At 72.3% G+C, this 13,564-nt stretch carries 12 protein-coding genes; 7 read left to right on the top strand and 5 right to left on the bottom strand.

What is annotated here, in order from left to right:
- Positions 1–90: 90 nt before the first annotated feature.
- A complete protein-coding gene (locus tag FS793_RS01275) occupies positions 91–786 on the bottom strand; it encodes a DUF4191 domain-containing protein (protein ID WP_144717783.1) in 696 nt (231 codons plus the stop codon).
- Positions 787–921: 135 nt separating this feature from the next.
- Between FS793_RS01275 and FS793_RS01280 the strand changes: the two genes are divergently transcribed.
- Complete coding sequence (locus FS793_RS01280; RefSeq protein ID WP_144717785.1) at positions 922–2,124, top strand: hypothetical protein; 1,203 nt, start codon at positions 922–924, stop codon at positions 2,122–2,124.
- On the opposite strand, the gene sucB is transcribed toward FS793_RS01280, so the two are convergent.
- From sucB to FS793_RS01295, 3 genes are all read right to left on the bottom strand, one after another.
- Complete coding sequence (gene sucB, locus FS793_RS01285; RefSeq protein WP_144717787.1) at positions 2,125–3,933, bottom strand: 2-oxoglutarate dehydrogenase, E2 component, dihydrolipoamide succinyltransferase; 1,809 nt, start codon at positions 3,931–3,933, stop codon at positions 2,125–2,127.
- Positions 3,934–3,942: 9 nt separating this feature from the next.
- On the bottom strand, positions 3,943–5,313 hold the full coding sequence (gene lpdA / locus FS793_RS01290; RefSeq protein ID WP_144717789.1) for a dihydrolipoyl dehydrogenase: 1,371 nt from the start codon (positions 5,311–5,313) through the stop codon (positions 3,943–3,945).
- A gap of 120 nt (positions 5,314–5,433) precedes the next feature.
- Complete coding sequence (locus FS793_RS01295) at positions 5,434–6,906, bottom strand: leucyl aminopeptidase (RefSeq protein ID WP_144717791.1); 1,473 nt, start codon at positions 6,904–6,906, stop codon at positions 5,434–5,436.
- A gap of 69 nt (positions 6,907–6,975) precedes the next feature.
- Between FS793_RS01295 and FS793_RS01300 the strand changes: the two genes are divergently transcribed.
- The 6 genes from FS793_RS01300 to FS793_RS01325 all read left to right on the top strand — a co-directional run bounded on the left by FS793_RS01300 (position 6,976) and on the right by FS793_RS01325 (position 13,130).
- The gene (locus FS793_RS01300) at positions 6,976–7,887 is read left to right on the top strand and encodes a PAC2 family protein (RefSeq protein ID WP_144717793.1); all 912 of its coding nucleotides are present in this window, start codon (positions 6,976–6,978) and stop codon (positions 7,885–7,887) included.
- A 51-nt stretch (positions 7,888–7,938) separates the two neighbouring features.
- The gene (locus FS793_RS01305; protein WP_260979967.1) at positions 7,939–9,261 is read left to right on the top strand and encodes an MFS transporter; all 1,323 of its coding nucleotides are present in this window, start codon (positions 7,939–7,941) and stop codon (positions 9,259–9,261) included.
- A gap of 155 nt (positions 9,262–9,416) precedes the next feature.
- Positions 9,417–10,748, top strand: a complete 1,332-nt coding sequence (locus FS793_RS01310; RefSeq protein ID WP_144717796.1) for an RNA polymerase sigma factor — start codon at positions 9,417–9,419, stop codon at positions 10,746–10,748.
- A 102-nt stretch (positions 10,749–10,850) separates the two neighbouring features.
- A complete protein-coding gene (locus tag FS793_RS01315) occupies positions 10,851–11,681 on the top strand; it encodes an amino acid ABC transporter substrate-binding protein (RefSeq protein WP_144717798.1) in 831 nt (276 codons plus the stop codon).
- Positions 11,682–11,704: 23 nt separating this feature from the next.
- Positions 11,705–12,361: an amino acid ABC transporter permease gene (locus FS793_RS01320; RefSeq protein WP_144717800.1), complete on the top strand. Its 657-nt coding sequence runs from the start codon at positions 11,705–11,707 to the stop codon at positions 12,359–12,361.
- A complete protein-coding gene (locus FS793_RS01325) occupies positions 12,351–13,130 on the top strand; it encodes an amino acid ABC transporter ATP-binding protein (protein ID WP_144717802.1) in 780 nt (259 codons plus the stop codon). Before FS793_RS01320 ends, FS793_RS01325 begins: the two co-directional genes overlap by 11 nt.
- A gap of 84 nt (positions 13,131–13,214) precedes the next feature.
- On the opposite strand, the gene FS793_RS01330 is transcribed toward FS793_RS01325, so the two are convergent.
- The gene (locus FS793_RS01330; RefSeq protein WP_144717804.1) at positions 13,215–13,430 is read right to left on the bottom strand and encodes a DUF7455 domain-containing protein; all 216 of its coding nucleotides are present in this window, start codon (positions 13,428–13,430) and stop codon (positions 13,215–13,217) included.
- Between the last annotated feature and the right edge of the window lie 134 nt (positions 13,431–13,564).

Here is a 13,564-nt window from a genome sequence, read left to right on the forward strand (position 1 = left end):
CTGGATGCGAACGGCTTTGTCAGCGCCGGCGGCCGGCGCGCATGCGACGCGGATCGATGCGGCGTGGGTCGACGGGTCGGACGCTGCCGGTCAGCGGGGGCGGCCGGCGCGCATGCGACGCGGGTCGATGCCCTTCGGGATCGGCATCTGCATGCCGCCGAGGCTCGAGAGGCGGTTGCCGACGGCCACGACCTCGGCGCGGGTGAGCGTGCGCTTGAGGCCGCGCATGCGGCGCGTGAGGCGGCGCAGCGGGACCTCGGAGTCGGGGCCGATGCGCAGCACGTGCACGGGCACGTTGGGCACGATGCGCTTGATCTTGCGCTGCTCATCCTGCACGAGGCGCTCGGTGCGCGCCGTCGGACCCTCGGCGATGAGCACGATGCCGGGACGCCCGACCGCGCGGTACACGGCGTCCTGCGTCTTCGTGTTCACGGCGACGGGCATCTCGCTCGACTGCCACGAGCCGCGGAGGCCGTTCGACAGCACGGCGCCCACGGCGCCCGGCTTGCCCTCGATCTGCGAGAAGGCGAGCTTCTCGGCGCGCCACGTGAGCGTGAGCATGAGCAGCATGAGGCCGATGAGCACGCCCGACACGATCCAGAGGATCGTGAAGAGCACGTCGCCGGGCGCGACGACGAGCGCGAGCACGATGGCCAGCACGATCGGCAGGACCGCCGCGCCGATCATGAGCGGCAGGGCGAGCCTGTCCTGCTTGCGCGTCATCTGGAAGATGCGCCACATCGTCCGGATGCGACCCGGCTCCCTCGCGTCGATCGGCTGCGCCATGCCTCCAGGGTATCGCTCGCGCGAGGGTGCGGTGGACGCGATCGGCGGGCCGAGGCGGTCTCCACAGGGAGAGGCCGTCCACAGGCGTCGACGACGCCACGCAGCCGCGGGCGCGGAGGCGGCACGGTGGGCGCCATGGAGCGGATCGCGGGGCATCGGATCGTGCGCGTCGTGCGCGACGCGGGGGAGCGGCGCGTGCTCGCCGGCTACCGCGAGGCCGCGGTCGAGCTGCACGTCGGCACGGGTCCGTCGGCCGCGGAGGTCGCGGCCGAGGCGGAGGTGCTGCTGCGCGTGCGGCATCCGCATGTGCTGCCCGTGCTCGACGTCGCGACCCACGATGGCGCCGTCGTGCTCGTGCGCCCGCGATCGGCGACCACGGCGGCGGAGTGGCTGCTGGCTCGGGGCGCGCCGCGGGCCGGCGAGGTCGTGACGCTCGTCGCTCCCGTGCTCGATGCCGTCGCGAGGCTGCACGCCGCCGGCGCCACCGCGGGACGTCTCGACCTCCACGCGATCGTGCTCGACGACGACGGCGCGCCGGCGATCGTCGGCGCCGGCGCCGCGCAGGAGACGGCGCGGCCCACCGCGGCGTGGCGCGACGCCTCGGCGGGCGTGGCCGCCGACTGCGAGGCGCTCGCCGCGCTCGTCGACGATCTGCTCGCGACGTGCGACGAGCACGCGCCCGGTGCGGTGCGCGAGGGGCTCGCGGCGCGCGACGTCGCATCGGCGGCGACCGCGCTGCTGGCCGCCTGGCCCGCGCTGCCGATCGAGCGCGTGCGGTCCGAGCCCGCTGCGCCGCGACGCGAGCGGGAGCGGCGCCGTCGTCGAGTCGACGTCGACGCACCGCTGCCCGTGCGGTGGCTGCAGGCGGCGCTCGAGCGCGTGGCGCCCGTCGTCGCGTCGGTGCGTCGACCCGTCTGGATCGCCGCCGGAGCGGGCGCGGCGGCGCTCGCCGCGGCGCTCGTGCTGGGCGTCACGGGAGCGTCGGTGGCCGACGAGGCGCCACCGCCGGCAGGCGAGGCGGCGGCGATGGACGCCGCGCCGGTCGCGACCACGCGGCCCGTGCCGGAGTCGACCCCGGTCGATGCCGCCGCGGCGCTGCTCGCCGCGCGCGAGGCGTGCCTCGACGCCGCCGACGACGCGTGCCTCGCCGACATCCTCGACCCGACGGGCGGAGCGGCGGCCGCGACGTGGCGGCTGCCGGCCGACGCGGCGATGACCGAGGTGGCCGTGCTGGGCGACGCCGTGCTCGTCGACGTCGCCAGCAGCAGCGAGCCGGCGTCGGTCCTCGTGGTGAGGACCGACGCCGGCTGGATGCTGCGGGACGCCTGGGCGGCGTGACTAGATGCCCAGCTGCCCCTCGAAGTCGCCCGCCTCGAGCCGCTGCTTCACCTGCGTGAGGTAGCGGGCCGCGTCGGCGCCGTCGATGATGCGGTGGTCGTACGACAGGGCGAGGTAGACCATCGAGCGCACGGCGATCGAGTCCTGGCCGTCGACCGAGACGACGACGGGCCGCTTGACGACCGTGCCGACGCCGAGGATCGCACGCTGGGGCTGGAACACCACGGGGGTGTCGAACAGCGCGCCGCGCGAGCCGGTGTTCGTGAGCGTGAACGTGCCGCCCGCGAGCTCGTCGGGACCCAGCTTGTTGTCGCGCGTGCGCGACGCCAGGTCGGCGATCTGCTCGGCGAAGCCGCGCAGGTCGAGCTTCCCGGCGTCCTTGATGACCGGGGTCAGCAGGCCGCGCTCGGTGTCGACCGCCATCGAGAGGTTCTCGACGTCGGGGTAGGTGATCTCCTCGCCGTCGTCGCTCGCGTTGATGATCGGGTGCGCGCGGAGCGCCTCGACCGCTGCGAGCGAGAAGAACGGCAGGAACGAGAGCTTCTGCCCCGTCGTCTCCTGGAAGCGGCCCTTCACGCGGTCGCGCAGCTGCGCGACCTTCGTGACGTCGACCTCGACGACGGTCGTGAGCTGCGCCGTCGTCTGCATCGACTCGACCGCGCGCTTCGCGACCACCTTGCGGAGGCGCGACATCTTCGCGGTCGTGCCGCGCAGCGGCGAGTCCTCGATCGGGGCCGGAGCGGCGGCGGCGGCGGGTGCCGACGTCGCAGCGGGCGCGGCCGTGGCAGCCGCGAGCACGTCCTCCTTGCGGATGCGACCGCCGACGCCCGTGCCCTGCACGGAGCCGAGGTCGACGCCCTTCTCGTGCGCGAGCTTGCGCACGATGGGCGTGACGTAGGCGGATGCGCCCGAGATGGCCGGCGCGGCGGGAGCGGCAGCCGGTGCTGCCGGCGCCGGGGCTGCAGCCGGAGCCGCGGGGGCCTCCTGCTTCGGAGCGGCCGGAGCCTCGGGAGCCTTGGGGGCGGGCGGGATCTCCTGCACCGGGGCCGGTGCCTGCGCGGGAGCGGACTCCTGCTTCGGCTCCTCGGCCTTCGGCTCCTCCTGCTTCGGCTCCTCGGCCGGCGCCTCCTGCGCGGGTGCCTCGGCCGGAGCCGAGCCGCCTGCGGAGCCGCCGACGCGCGCGATGACCGAGCCGACGTCGACCGTGTCGTCCTCGTTCGCGAGGATCTCGGAGATCGTGCCGGCGACGGGCGACGGCACCTCGGTGTCGACCTTGTCGGTCGAGATCTCGACGAGGGGCTCGTCGACCTCGATCGTGTCGCCGACCTGCTTGAGCCAGCGCGTGATCGTGCCCTCGGTCACGGACTCGCCCAGGGCGGGCAGCGTGATGTCGGTCGCGTCGCCTCCTGCGTCGTTCGCACCCGCCTCGGGGGCGGCTGCGGGCTGCTCGGCCTCGGTCGACGGAGCCTCGGGCTCCTCGGTCTCGGCCTCCGACGTCGTGCCCTCCTCGGCGGCCGGTGCGGCCTCCTCGGCGGCGGGCTCCTCTGCGGGAGCGTCGTCGGCGGGAGCGTCGCCCGCGTCGCCCACTCGGGCGATGACGGCGCCGACGTCGACGGTGTCGTCCTCGTCGGCCAGGATCTCGGTGATCGTGCCCGCGATGGGCGACGGGACCTCGGTGTCGACCTTATCGGTCGAGATCTCGACGAGGGGCTCGTCGACCTCGACCGTGTCGCCGACCTGCTTGAGCCAGCGGGTGATGGTGCCCTCGGTGACGCTCTCGCCGAGCGCGGGCAGGGTGATGTCAGCCATGCGGGTCTCCTAGATGGCGTGGAGCGGCTTGCCGGCGAGCTTCAGCATCGTCTCGCCGAGCGACTCGCCCTGGGTCGGGTGGGCGTGCAGCAGCGATGCGACGTCCTCGGGGTAGGCCTCCCAGTTCACGATGAGCTGGGCCTCGCCGACGAGCTCGCTGACGCGGCGGCCGATCATGTGCATGCCGACGACGGGGCCGTCCTTCACGCGCACGGCCTTGACCGTGCCGGAGGTGCCGACGATCTCGCTCTTGGCGTTGCCGGCGAGCGAGTACTCGTAGGCCTCGATCGCGTCGGCGCCGTACTGCTCCTTCGCCTTGGCCTCGGTGAGGCCCACCGACGAGATCTCGGGGTCGCTGTACGTGACCTTGGGGATGTTCACGTCCTCGACGATGCGCGGCTCGAGGCCCGCGATCTCCTCGGCCACGAAGATGCCGTGCTGGTAGCTGCGGTGCGCGAGCTGCAGGCCGGGGGTGATGTCGCCGATGGCGTACACGCCGGGCACCGACGTCTGCAGACGGTCGTCGACCGTCACGAAGCCGCGGTCGGTCGCGATGCCGACGTCCTCGAGGCCGATGTCCTGCGTGACGGGGCCGCGGCCGACGGCGACGAGCATGAGGTCGGCGTCGATCGTCTCGCCCGACTCGAGCGAGACGTGCACGCCGGAGTCGTCCTGCGTCACGCCCGAGAAGCGCGCACCGAGCTTGAACTGGATGCCGCGCTTCTTGTACTGGCGCTCGAGCTGCTTCGAGATGGACTCCTCCTCGTTGGGGACGAGGTGGGGGAGGCCCTCGATGATCGTGACCTCGGCGCCGAAGCCGCGCCAGACGCTCGCGAACTCGACGCCGATGACGCCGCCGCCGAGCACGATGACGTGGCGGGGGATCCAGTCGAGCTGCAGCGCCTGCTCGCTCGTGATGACGCGGCCCTCGATGGCGAGGCCCGGGAGGGTCTTCGAGAACGAGCCGGTCGCGAGCACGACGTTGCCGGCCTCGATCGTCTGGTCGCCGACCTGCACGGTCGTCGGGGACGTGATGCGGCCCGCGCCCTCGATGACGGTGACGCCCTTGGCCTTGATGAGGCCCTGGAGCCCCTTGAACTTCTTCGCGACGATCTCCTCGCGGAAGCCCTTCACGGCCTCGATGTCGATGCCCTTGAGCTCGGCCTGCACGCCCGCGTGCGCGGCGTCGCGCACGACGTCGGCCACCTCGGACGAGTGGAGCATGGCCTTCGTCGGGATGCAGCCACGGTGCAGGCACGTGCCACCGAGCTTGTCCTTCTCGATGATCGCGGCGGTCTTCCCGAGCTGGATGGCGCGCAGCGCGACGGCGTAGCCGGCGCTGCCACCTCCCAGCACGACGATGTCGAACTTCTCGGCCACGTGCACGCACTCCTCGATGTCTCGCTGGCGGGCGTCGGCGCGTCGCCGCCGCCGTCTCCCAACCCTACCTGCTGGCGTCCGCGTGCTGCGTCGCCCTGGAGAGCGCTGAGAGCGGACGGGCTATCGGCCGGCCTCCGCCGTCCGCGGAGCCCTCGACAGCGCCGTGAGCGAGCCGAGCAGGCCGCGCACGACCACGCCCGTCGCGCCCTTCGGCGCCGTGCCCTTCGCGGCGCCCGTGTTCATGGCGGGTCCCGCGATGTCGAGATGCGCCCACGGGATGGGCGCGCCGTCGCGCTCGCCGACGAACGTCGACAGGAAGACGCCGGCGAGCAGCATGCCCGCCGAGCGGTTGCCGATCTTCGCGTTGGCGATGTCGGCGACGGGCGAGTCGAGCACGGGCAGCAGGTCGTCGGGCAGTGGCATGGGCCACACGTCCTCGTCGGCGGCGTCGTGCGCGGCGCGGATGGCGTCGACGAGCGCGTCGTCGTTGCCCATGAGCCCGGAGTAGCGGTCGCCGAGCGCGATGACCTGCGCGCCGGTGAGCGTCGCGACGTCGATGATGGCGTCGGCGCCCGTCTCGGAGGCGAGCGCGATGGCGTCGGCCATGACGAGGCGGCCCTCGGCGTCGGTGTTCGTGACCTCGACGGTGCGGCCGCCGCGGATCGTGAGCACGTCGTCGGGGCGGATGGCGGTGCCCGAGGGCATGTTCTCGGCGAGGCACAGATAGGCGGTGACGCGCACGGGCAGCTGCAGCGCCGCGGCGGCGGCGGCGACGGCATAGACCGTCGCGGCGCCCGTCATGTCGAACTTCATGTGCTGCATCGACGCGGCGGGCTTCAGCGAGAGGCCGCCGGTGTCGTACGTGATGCCCTTGCCGACGAGCGCGACGTGACGCTCGGCACCCGCGGGCGCCCACTCGACGGTCACGAGCCGCGGCGGCCGCGACGATCCCTGCCCGACGCCCACGAGGCCGCCGAAGCCCTCCTGCGCCAGCGCGACCTCGTCGCGCACCGTCACCGTGAGGCCCGTGGTCGACGCCTCGTCGCGCACGAGGTCGGCGAAGATCGCGGGGCTCAGGTCGCGCGGCGGCGTGTTCGACAGGTCGCGCGTGCGCTCCACGGCCTCGGCGACGATGCGGGCCCTGCGCACGACGGCGTCGGTCACGTGCACCTCGCCGACCACGACGGCGACCTCGGCCGGAGGCGTCGAGGACGCATCCTCTGCCTTGTAGCGGTCGAAGCGATACGCGCCCAGCGCGGCGCCCTCGAGCACCGCGGCGACGTCGTCGGCGTCGGTGACGGGGAAGGCGATCGCCACGGTCGGCGTGCCGGCGAGCGCGCGCGTCGCGGTCGCGGCGGCGTCGCGCAGGGAGCGCGTCGTCGCCGCGGCGCCGAGGCCGACGAACGCGACGGTGCGGCCGTCGACGACGGCGCGCACGACCTGGCCGGGCTTGCCGGTCGCGCCGATGGCGACGAGCAGGTCGGCGTCGACGCCCGACGCTGCGGGCGCGTCGCCTGCGAGGACGCCGCGCACGAGGACGTCCGCGGTGGCGTCGTCCGAGGCGGCGATGAGCGAGAGTGCGGGGATGGGCATGCCTCGAGCCTATGCGCGCCCGTCGGGGCCGCGGCATCGTCGGCGTCGAGCGCTGGCTACGCTGGATGCATGGTCAGGCCCGAGGATCTCATCGCGTTCTCCGACGAGGAGTCGGTGCCCGCAGGCCTCGACCTCGTCGTCGCGATGCACGGGTTCGCCGATGCGGGGGCCGCCGCCGAGCTGGCGGCCGCGACCATCGTCTCGACGCTGCCGCACACGTCGGTCGTCGAGTTCGACACCGACCTGCTCGTCGACCACCGCTCGCGCAGGCCGCACATCCTCTTCGACGAGGACCACATCGAGGAGTACGTGCCGCACGCGCTCACGCTCTCGCTCTGCGAGGACGACGCGGGCAAGCCGTTCCTGCTGCTCTCGGGCCCCGAGCCGGACTGGATGTGGGAGCGCTTCGCCGACGCGGTGCGCACCGTGGCGGAGCGCCTGCAGGTCGCGGCGACGACGATCGTGCTGTCGATCCCGATGCCCGTGCCGCACACGCGTCCGCTGGGCGTCACGGTGTCGGGCAACCGCAAGGAGCTCGTCGAGGCGTTCTCGGTGTGGAAGCCCACGTCGACCGTGCCCGCGTCGGTCATGCACCTGCTCGAGCATCGGCTCGCGCCCGAGATGCCCGTCGCGTCGTTCGTGGTGCTCGTGCCGCACTACGTCGGCGAGTCCGGCACCGCCGGTCCCGCGCTCGCCGCCCTCGACGGCGTCACGAACGCGACGGGGCTCGTGTTCCGCACCGAGGAGCTGCGCGGCACCGAGCGCGAGTTCCAGTCGCTCGTCGCGCAGCAGATGGCGACGAACGAGGAGCTGCAGCGCCTCGTGGCGACGCTCGAGGCGCGGTACGACGCGTACATGGAGAACGCCGGCGTGCGCTCGCCGCTCACCGACGAGGACGGCTCGCTGCCGACCGCCGACGAGATCGCCGCCGAGCTCGAGCGCTACCTGGCTCGCAGGCGCGCCGACCCGACGCAGCCGTGACCCGCGCGACCGGGGCTCGTTCGTGACCGGGGCAGACGGATGAACGGGCGGATGGCCTGGATCACGTGGGTGGTCTGCCTCGTCGCGTACCTCGTCTCGACGCTGCACCGCTCGTCGCTCGGTGCCGCGGCGCCCGACGCGATCGTGCGATTCGACGCCACGGCGGCGCAGCTCTCGAGCCTGGCGGTCGTGCAGCTCGTCGTCTACGCGGCCCTGCAGATCCCGGTCGGCGTGCTCGTCGACCGCTTCGGTCCACGCACGCTCATCGCCGTCGGCGGCGGGCTCATGGCCGCGGGCCAGGCCCTGCTCGCCGTCACGGACCTCGTGCCCGTCGCGATCGCGGCGCGCATCCTCGTCGGCATGGGCGATGCCGCGACGTTCATCTCGGTGCTGCGCCTGCTGCCGTCGTGGTTCTCGGGGCCCCGGCTGCCGCAGCTGTCGCAGTGGACGGGCAACATCGGCCAGCTCGGGCAGCTGTTCTCGGCCGTCCCGTTCGTGTGGATGCTGCAGCACCTGGGGTGGACGCCGTCGTTCCTCGCCATCGCCGGCTCGGGAGCGGTCGTCGCCGTGCTCGTGCTCGTCGTGGTGCGCAACGCGCCGCGCGGCGTCGACGCGCCGCGCACCGACAGCATCCAGCTGCCGGCGTCGTGGTGGCGCCGACTGCGCTCGGCGATCTCGCTGCCCGGCACGCAGCTGGGCTTCTGGGCGCACTTCACGACGCAGTCGCCCGGCACGGTCTTCTCGCTGCTGTGGGGCTTCCCGATCCTCGTGTCGGGCCTCGGCTACACGCGCGGCGAGGCCTCGGGGCTCGTCGTCGTCATCATCGCGACCGGGCTCGTGTCCGGCCCGCTGCTCGGCCTGCTGTCGGCACGGTTCCCGAGCCGTCGCTCGAACCTCGTGCTCGCGATCGTCGCGCACATGGCGCTCGCCTGGGCCGTCGTGCTGCTGTGGCCGGGACTGCCGCCGACGGGCGTCGTCGTGTGGATGCTCATCGCGATCGGCATCGGCGGCCCGGGCTCGCTCATCGGCTTCGACTTCGCGCGCACGTTCAACCCCGTGCGATCGCTCGGCTCCGCGAACGGCTTCGTCAACGTCGGCGGCTTCACGGCGTCGTTCTGCCTCATGGCGCTCATCGGCATCGCGCTCGACGTCATCCATCACGTGCGCCTCGATGCGGGGGAGCAGGCGGGCCTCTACGACTGGGAGGCGTTCCGCATCGCGCTGTCCGTCCAGTTCGTCGCGCTCGCGCTCGGCTCGGCGATGCTGCTGCACGCGCGGCACCGCACGCGCAGGCGCATGCAGGAGGAGGACGGCGTGACCGTGGCACCATTGTGGACGGCGCTGCTCGGCGTCCTGCGACGACGCCGGGGCTGATCGGCGGGAGCCCGCCGGGGAGCCGATGCGGGCGAGCGGGAATGCTCGAGCCCTGCGCGGCGCTATAATGGTACACATCGGCCCGTCGGGCGCAAGAGGCATCTTGTCGTCGACGGGCATCCGCATCCTTGCCCGCCGAACCTCCAGGAGGTGCCATGGCGACCCGCACCAGCACGAAGGCGAAGACCGACGTCGAGGCCGAGGCCACGACGACGACCGCTGCGAAGACGACGACCGCGAAGACCACCGCGGCCAAGAAGACGACGGCCACGAAGGCCACCGCCGCCAAGACGACCGCTGCCAAGAAGCCCGCGGCGAAGGCGCCTGCGAAGGCCCGCACGACGGCGAAGGCCCGCACGAAGGCTGCATCCGAGACGGCTGCCGACGCGGCCGACGAGGACGCTCAGGTCGCGCCCGAGACGCCCGACGTCGAGGACGACGACGACGAGACGGCACCGCGCCGCCCCGGCCAGAAGTCGGCCGACACGTCGTACGACGAGAAGCTGCCCACGGGCGCCCTCGTGCTGTCGACGACCGACGACGAGGAGGTGCCGGTCTACTCCACGACGATCACCGGCGCCACCGCCGACCCGGTCAAGGACTACCTGAAGCAGATCGGCAAGGTGCCGCTCCTCAACGCCGCAGAGGAGGTCGACCTGGCCATGCGCATCGAGGCCGGCCTGTTCGCGGAGGAGCGTCTCGGCAGCGACGAGAAGATCGCACCGAAGCTCACGCGCGAGCTCAAGTCGATCGCTCGCGACGGCAAGCGCGCCAAGAGCCACCTCCTCGGCGCCAACCTGCGTCTCGTCGTCTCGCTCGCGAAGCGCTACACGGGTCGAGGCATGCAGTTCCTCGACCTCATCCAGGAGGGCAACCTGGGCCTCATCCGTGCCGTCGAGAAGTTCGACTACACGAAGGGCTTCAAGTTCTCGACCTACGCGACGTGGTGGATCCGTCAGGCCATCACCCGCGCCATGGCGGACCAGGCCCGCACGATCCGCATCCCCGTGCACATGGTCGAGGTCATCAACAAGCTCGCCCGCGTGCAGCGCCAGATGCTGCAGGACCTGGGTCGCGAGCCCACGCCCGAGGAGCTCGCCCGCGAGCTCGACATGACGCCCGAGAAGGTCGTCGAGGTGCAGAAGTACGGCCGTGAGCCCATCTCGCTGCACACGCCCCTGGGCGAGGACGGCGACAGCGAGTTCGGCGACCTCATCGAGGACACCGAGGCCGTCGTGCCCGCCGACGCCGTCGGCTTCACGATGCTGCAGCGTCAGCTCGAGTCGCTGCTCGACTCGCTCTCGGAGCGCGAGGCCGGCGTGATCAAGATGCGCTTCGGCCTGGGCGACGGCATGCCGAAGACCCTCGACCAGATCGGCGACACGTTCGGCGTCACGCGCGAGCGCATCCGCCAGATCGAGTCGAAGACGATGGCGAAGCTGCGCCACCCGTCGCGGTCGCAGGCGCTGCGCGACTACCTCGAGTAGGCCGACCGCGAACACGCGTCGTCGTGGGGCGTCATCCGTCAGCGGATGGCGCCCCATCGTCGTATGATCTCCTTCTACCCCCAAGAAGGAATGCCGATACCCATGCTCCGTTCGAAGTCGCTGCGCATCGCAGCCGTCACCGCCGCCGTCGCGTCCCTCGCCCTCGTGGGCTGCTCGTCCGACTCGTCGCCCGAGGCGTCGGAGGAGGCGGGCGGCCTCACGCTCGCCGACGTGCAGGAGGCCGGCGTGCTCGTCGTGGGCACCGAGGGCACGTACTCGCCGTTCTCGTTCCACGCCGACGGCGGCACGGGCGAGCTCACGGGCTACGACGTCGACGTCATCACCGCGATCGCCGAGGAGCTCGGCGTCGAGGTGCAGTTCGAGGAGACGCAGTGGGACGCGATCTTCGCGGGCCTCGACTCGGGCCGCTGGGACGTCATCGCGAACCAGGTGTCGATCAACCCCGAGCGCGAGGAGCGCTACTCCTTCTCGACGCCCTACACGTACTCGCCTGGCGTGCTCATCGTGCCGACCGACAGCGACATCCAGTCGTTCGCCGACCTCGAGGGCGCCACGAGCGCGCAGTCGCTCACGTCGAACTGGGCCGAGGTCGCCGAGGAGAACGGTGCCACCGTCGAGGGCGTCGAGGGCTTCGCGCAGGCCGTCGAGCTGCTGCGCACGGGCCGCGTCGACGCGACGATCAACGACCGCCTCACGTTCCTCGACTACGAGACGGCGCAGGGCGGCGACATCGGCGTCGAGATCGTCGACGAGACCGACGAGGTGTCCGAGAGCGCCGTCACCTTCCGTCAGGGCAGCGACGACCTCGTCGCCGCCGTCGACGAGGCGATCGCGACGCTCACGGCCGACGGCACGCTCGCCGAGATCTCCGCGCGCTACTTCGGCGAGGACGTCTCCGTCCCGGAGGCGTGACCTCCCGGCCATAGGCTCTCGCCATGGACTGGGACCTCGTCCTCGAGTCGATCGGGCCGATCGCCCTCGGTGGGCTCACCGCGACGATCCCGCTGACCCTCATCACGTTCGCCCTCGGGCTCGTGCTGGCGATCGGGCTCGCACTCATGCGGATCTCGGGCGTGCGCGTCCTCTCGGGCATCGCGCGCGTCTACATCTCGCTCATTCGCGGCACCCCGCTGCTCGTGCAGCTGTTCCTCGTGTTCTACGGCCTGCCGTCGGTCGGCATCGTCATCGACGCGTGGCCGAGCGCGATCATCGCGCTCTCGCTCAACGTGGGCGGATACGCGGCCGAGGTCGTGCGCGCAGCGATCCTCTCGATCGCTCGGGGGCAGTGGGAGGCTGCGTCGATGCTCGGCATGAGCCGCGGTCAGGCGCTGTGGCGCATCATCCTGCCGCAGGCGTCGCGCGTCGCCGTGCCACCGCTGTCGAACACGTTCATCTCGCTGGTGAAGGACACGTCGCTCGCGTCGGTGATCACCGTCACGGAGCTGTTCCGCACCGCGCAGCAGATCGCGGCGCCGAGCGGCGAGTTCCTCGTCATCTACGGCGTCGCCGCCGTCGTCTACTGGGTGCTGTGCACGATCCTCGCGTTCGGCCAGGACCTGCTCGAGAGGAGGCTCGACCGCCATGCCGTCTGACGTCCCCACCGCGTCGCAGCCGCTGCTCGCCGTGCGCGGGCTGCGCAAGTCGTTCGGTGACCTCACGGTGCTGCACGGCGTCGACCTCGACCTGTGGCCCGGGCGCGTGCACGCGCTCATCGGCCCCTCGGGGTCGGGCAAGACCACGGTGCTGCGCTCGCTCAACGGCCTCGAGGTCGCCGAGCAGGGCACGCTCACGACGCCCGACTGGTCGATCGACCTCGCGCGCGGCCTCTCGCGCGCCGACCGCGCCCGTCTGGCGGCGCTGTCGTCGATGGTCTTCCAGCAGCACCACCTCTTCCCGCACCTGACGGTGCTCGACAACGTCGTCGTCGGCCCGAGCGTCGTGCAGAAGGTGCCGCGACGCGAGGCCGTCGAACGCGCCATCGCGCTGCTCGAGCGCGTCGGCCTCGCCGAGAAGGCCGCTGCTCGCCCGTCGGAGCTCTCCGGGGGACAGCAGCAGCGCGTCGGCATCGTGCGTGCTCTGGCGATGCGTCCGCAGATGCTGCTGTTCGACGAGCCGACGAGCGCCCTCGACCCCGAGCTCGTCGGCGAGGTGCTCAAGGTCGTCGGCGAGCTGGCCGATGACGGCTGGACGATGGCGATCGTCACGCACGAGCTCGCGTTCGCCCGCGCCGTCGCCGACACCGTCTCGTTCTTCGACCACGGCGTCGTCGTCGAGCAGGGCACGCCCGAACAGCTCTTCGACGACCCGCAGTCGGAGCGTCTGCAGCGCTTCCTGCGTCGCCTCACCGACCCGCTCGGCTGAGTCGGGATCCCGCGCGGCCGCTGGTCGCCGGACACGCAGAAGGGCCCGCCTCGCGGCGGGCCCTTCCTCGTCGTGCCAGCGGACTCAGTCCTGCTGCAGACGCTCGCTCTCGTCGTGCCACACCAGCGCGAGCGGCGCGAGCTTCTCGCGGTGCTTCGTCGCGTGGTGGGCGCAGAAGAGGAGGACGCCGGACTCCATGGTCGCTCGCACGTATGCCTGCGCACCGCAGCTGTCGCAGCGGTCGAGACCGGTGAGCGGTGCCGTGGCCTCCGACTCGATGGTCGAGATGGTGTCGTTCACGGTGTACCTCCTTCTCCTGACGTTCACCCACTCTGCCACGTCGTCTGTTGCATCCGCGTGACATCTGGCGTCGTTTCGCGCGCGGCGTACGCCGCGTGCCTGTGCCGTGGGTTCGTCGCCGGTCCATAGGCTGG

Origin of the sequence: Agrococcus jejuensis (genome assembly GCF_007679035.1) — a bacterium.
Lineage (GTDB): Bacteria > Actinomycetota > Actinomycetes > Actinomycetales > Microbacteriaceae > Agrococcus > Agrococcus jejuensis_A.

What these genes read in the sequence shown, in the direction of transcription:
- FS793_RS01275 (WP_144717783.1), bottom strand. Translation starts at nt 786, where the DNA reads ATGGCGCAGCCGATCGACGCGAGGGAGCCGGGTCGCATCCGGACGATG.
- FS793_RS01280 (WP_144717785.1), top strand. Translation starts at nt 922, where the DNA reads ATGGAGCGGATCGCGGGGCATCGGATCGTGCGCGTCGTGCGCGACGCG.
- sucB (WP_144717787.1), bottom strand. Translation starts at nt 3,933, where the DNA reads ATGGCTGACATCACCCTGCCCGCGCTCGGCGAGAGCGTCACCGAGGGC.
- FS793_RS01295 (WP_144717791.1), bottom strand. Translation starts at nt 6,906, where the DNA reads ATGCCCATCCCCGCACTCTCGCTCATCGCCGCCTCGGACGACGCCACC.
- FS793_RS01300 (WP_144717793.1), top strand. Translation starts at nt 6,976, where the DNA reads ATGGTCAGGCCCGAGGATCTCATCGCGTTCTCCGACGAGGAGTCGGTG.
- FS793_RS01305 (WP_260979967.1), top strand. Translation starts at nt 7,939, where the DNA reads ATGGCCTGGATCACGTGGGTGGTCTGCCTCGTCGCGTACCTCGTCTCG.
- FS793_RS01310 (WP_144717796.1), top strand. Translation starts at nt 9,417, where the DNA reads ATGGCGACCCGCACCAGCACGAAGGCGAAGACCGACGTCGAGGCCGAG.
- FS793_RS01315 (WP_144717798.1), top strand. Translation starts at nt 10,851, where the DNA reads ATGCTCCGTTCGAAGTCGCTGCGCATCGCAGCCGTCACCGCCGCCGTC.
- FS793_RS01320 (WP_144717800.1), top strand. Translation starts at nt 11,705, where the DNA reads ATGGACTGGGACCTCGTCCTCGAGTCGATCGGGCCGATCGCCCTCGGT.
- FS793_RS01325 (WP_144717802.1), top strand. Translation starts at nt 12,351, where the DNA reads ATGCCGTCTGACGTCCCCACCGCGTCGCAGCCGCTGCTCGCCGTGCGC.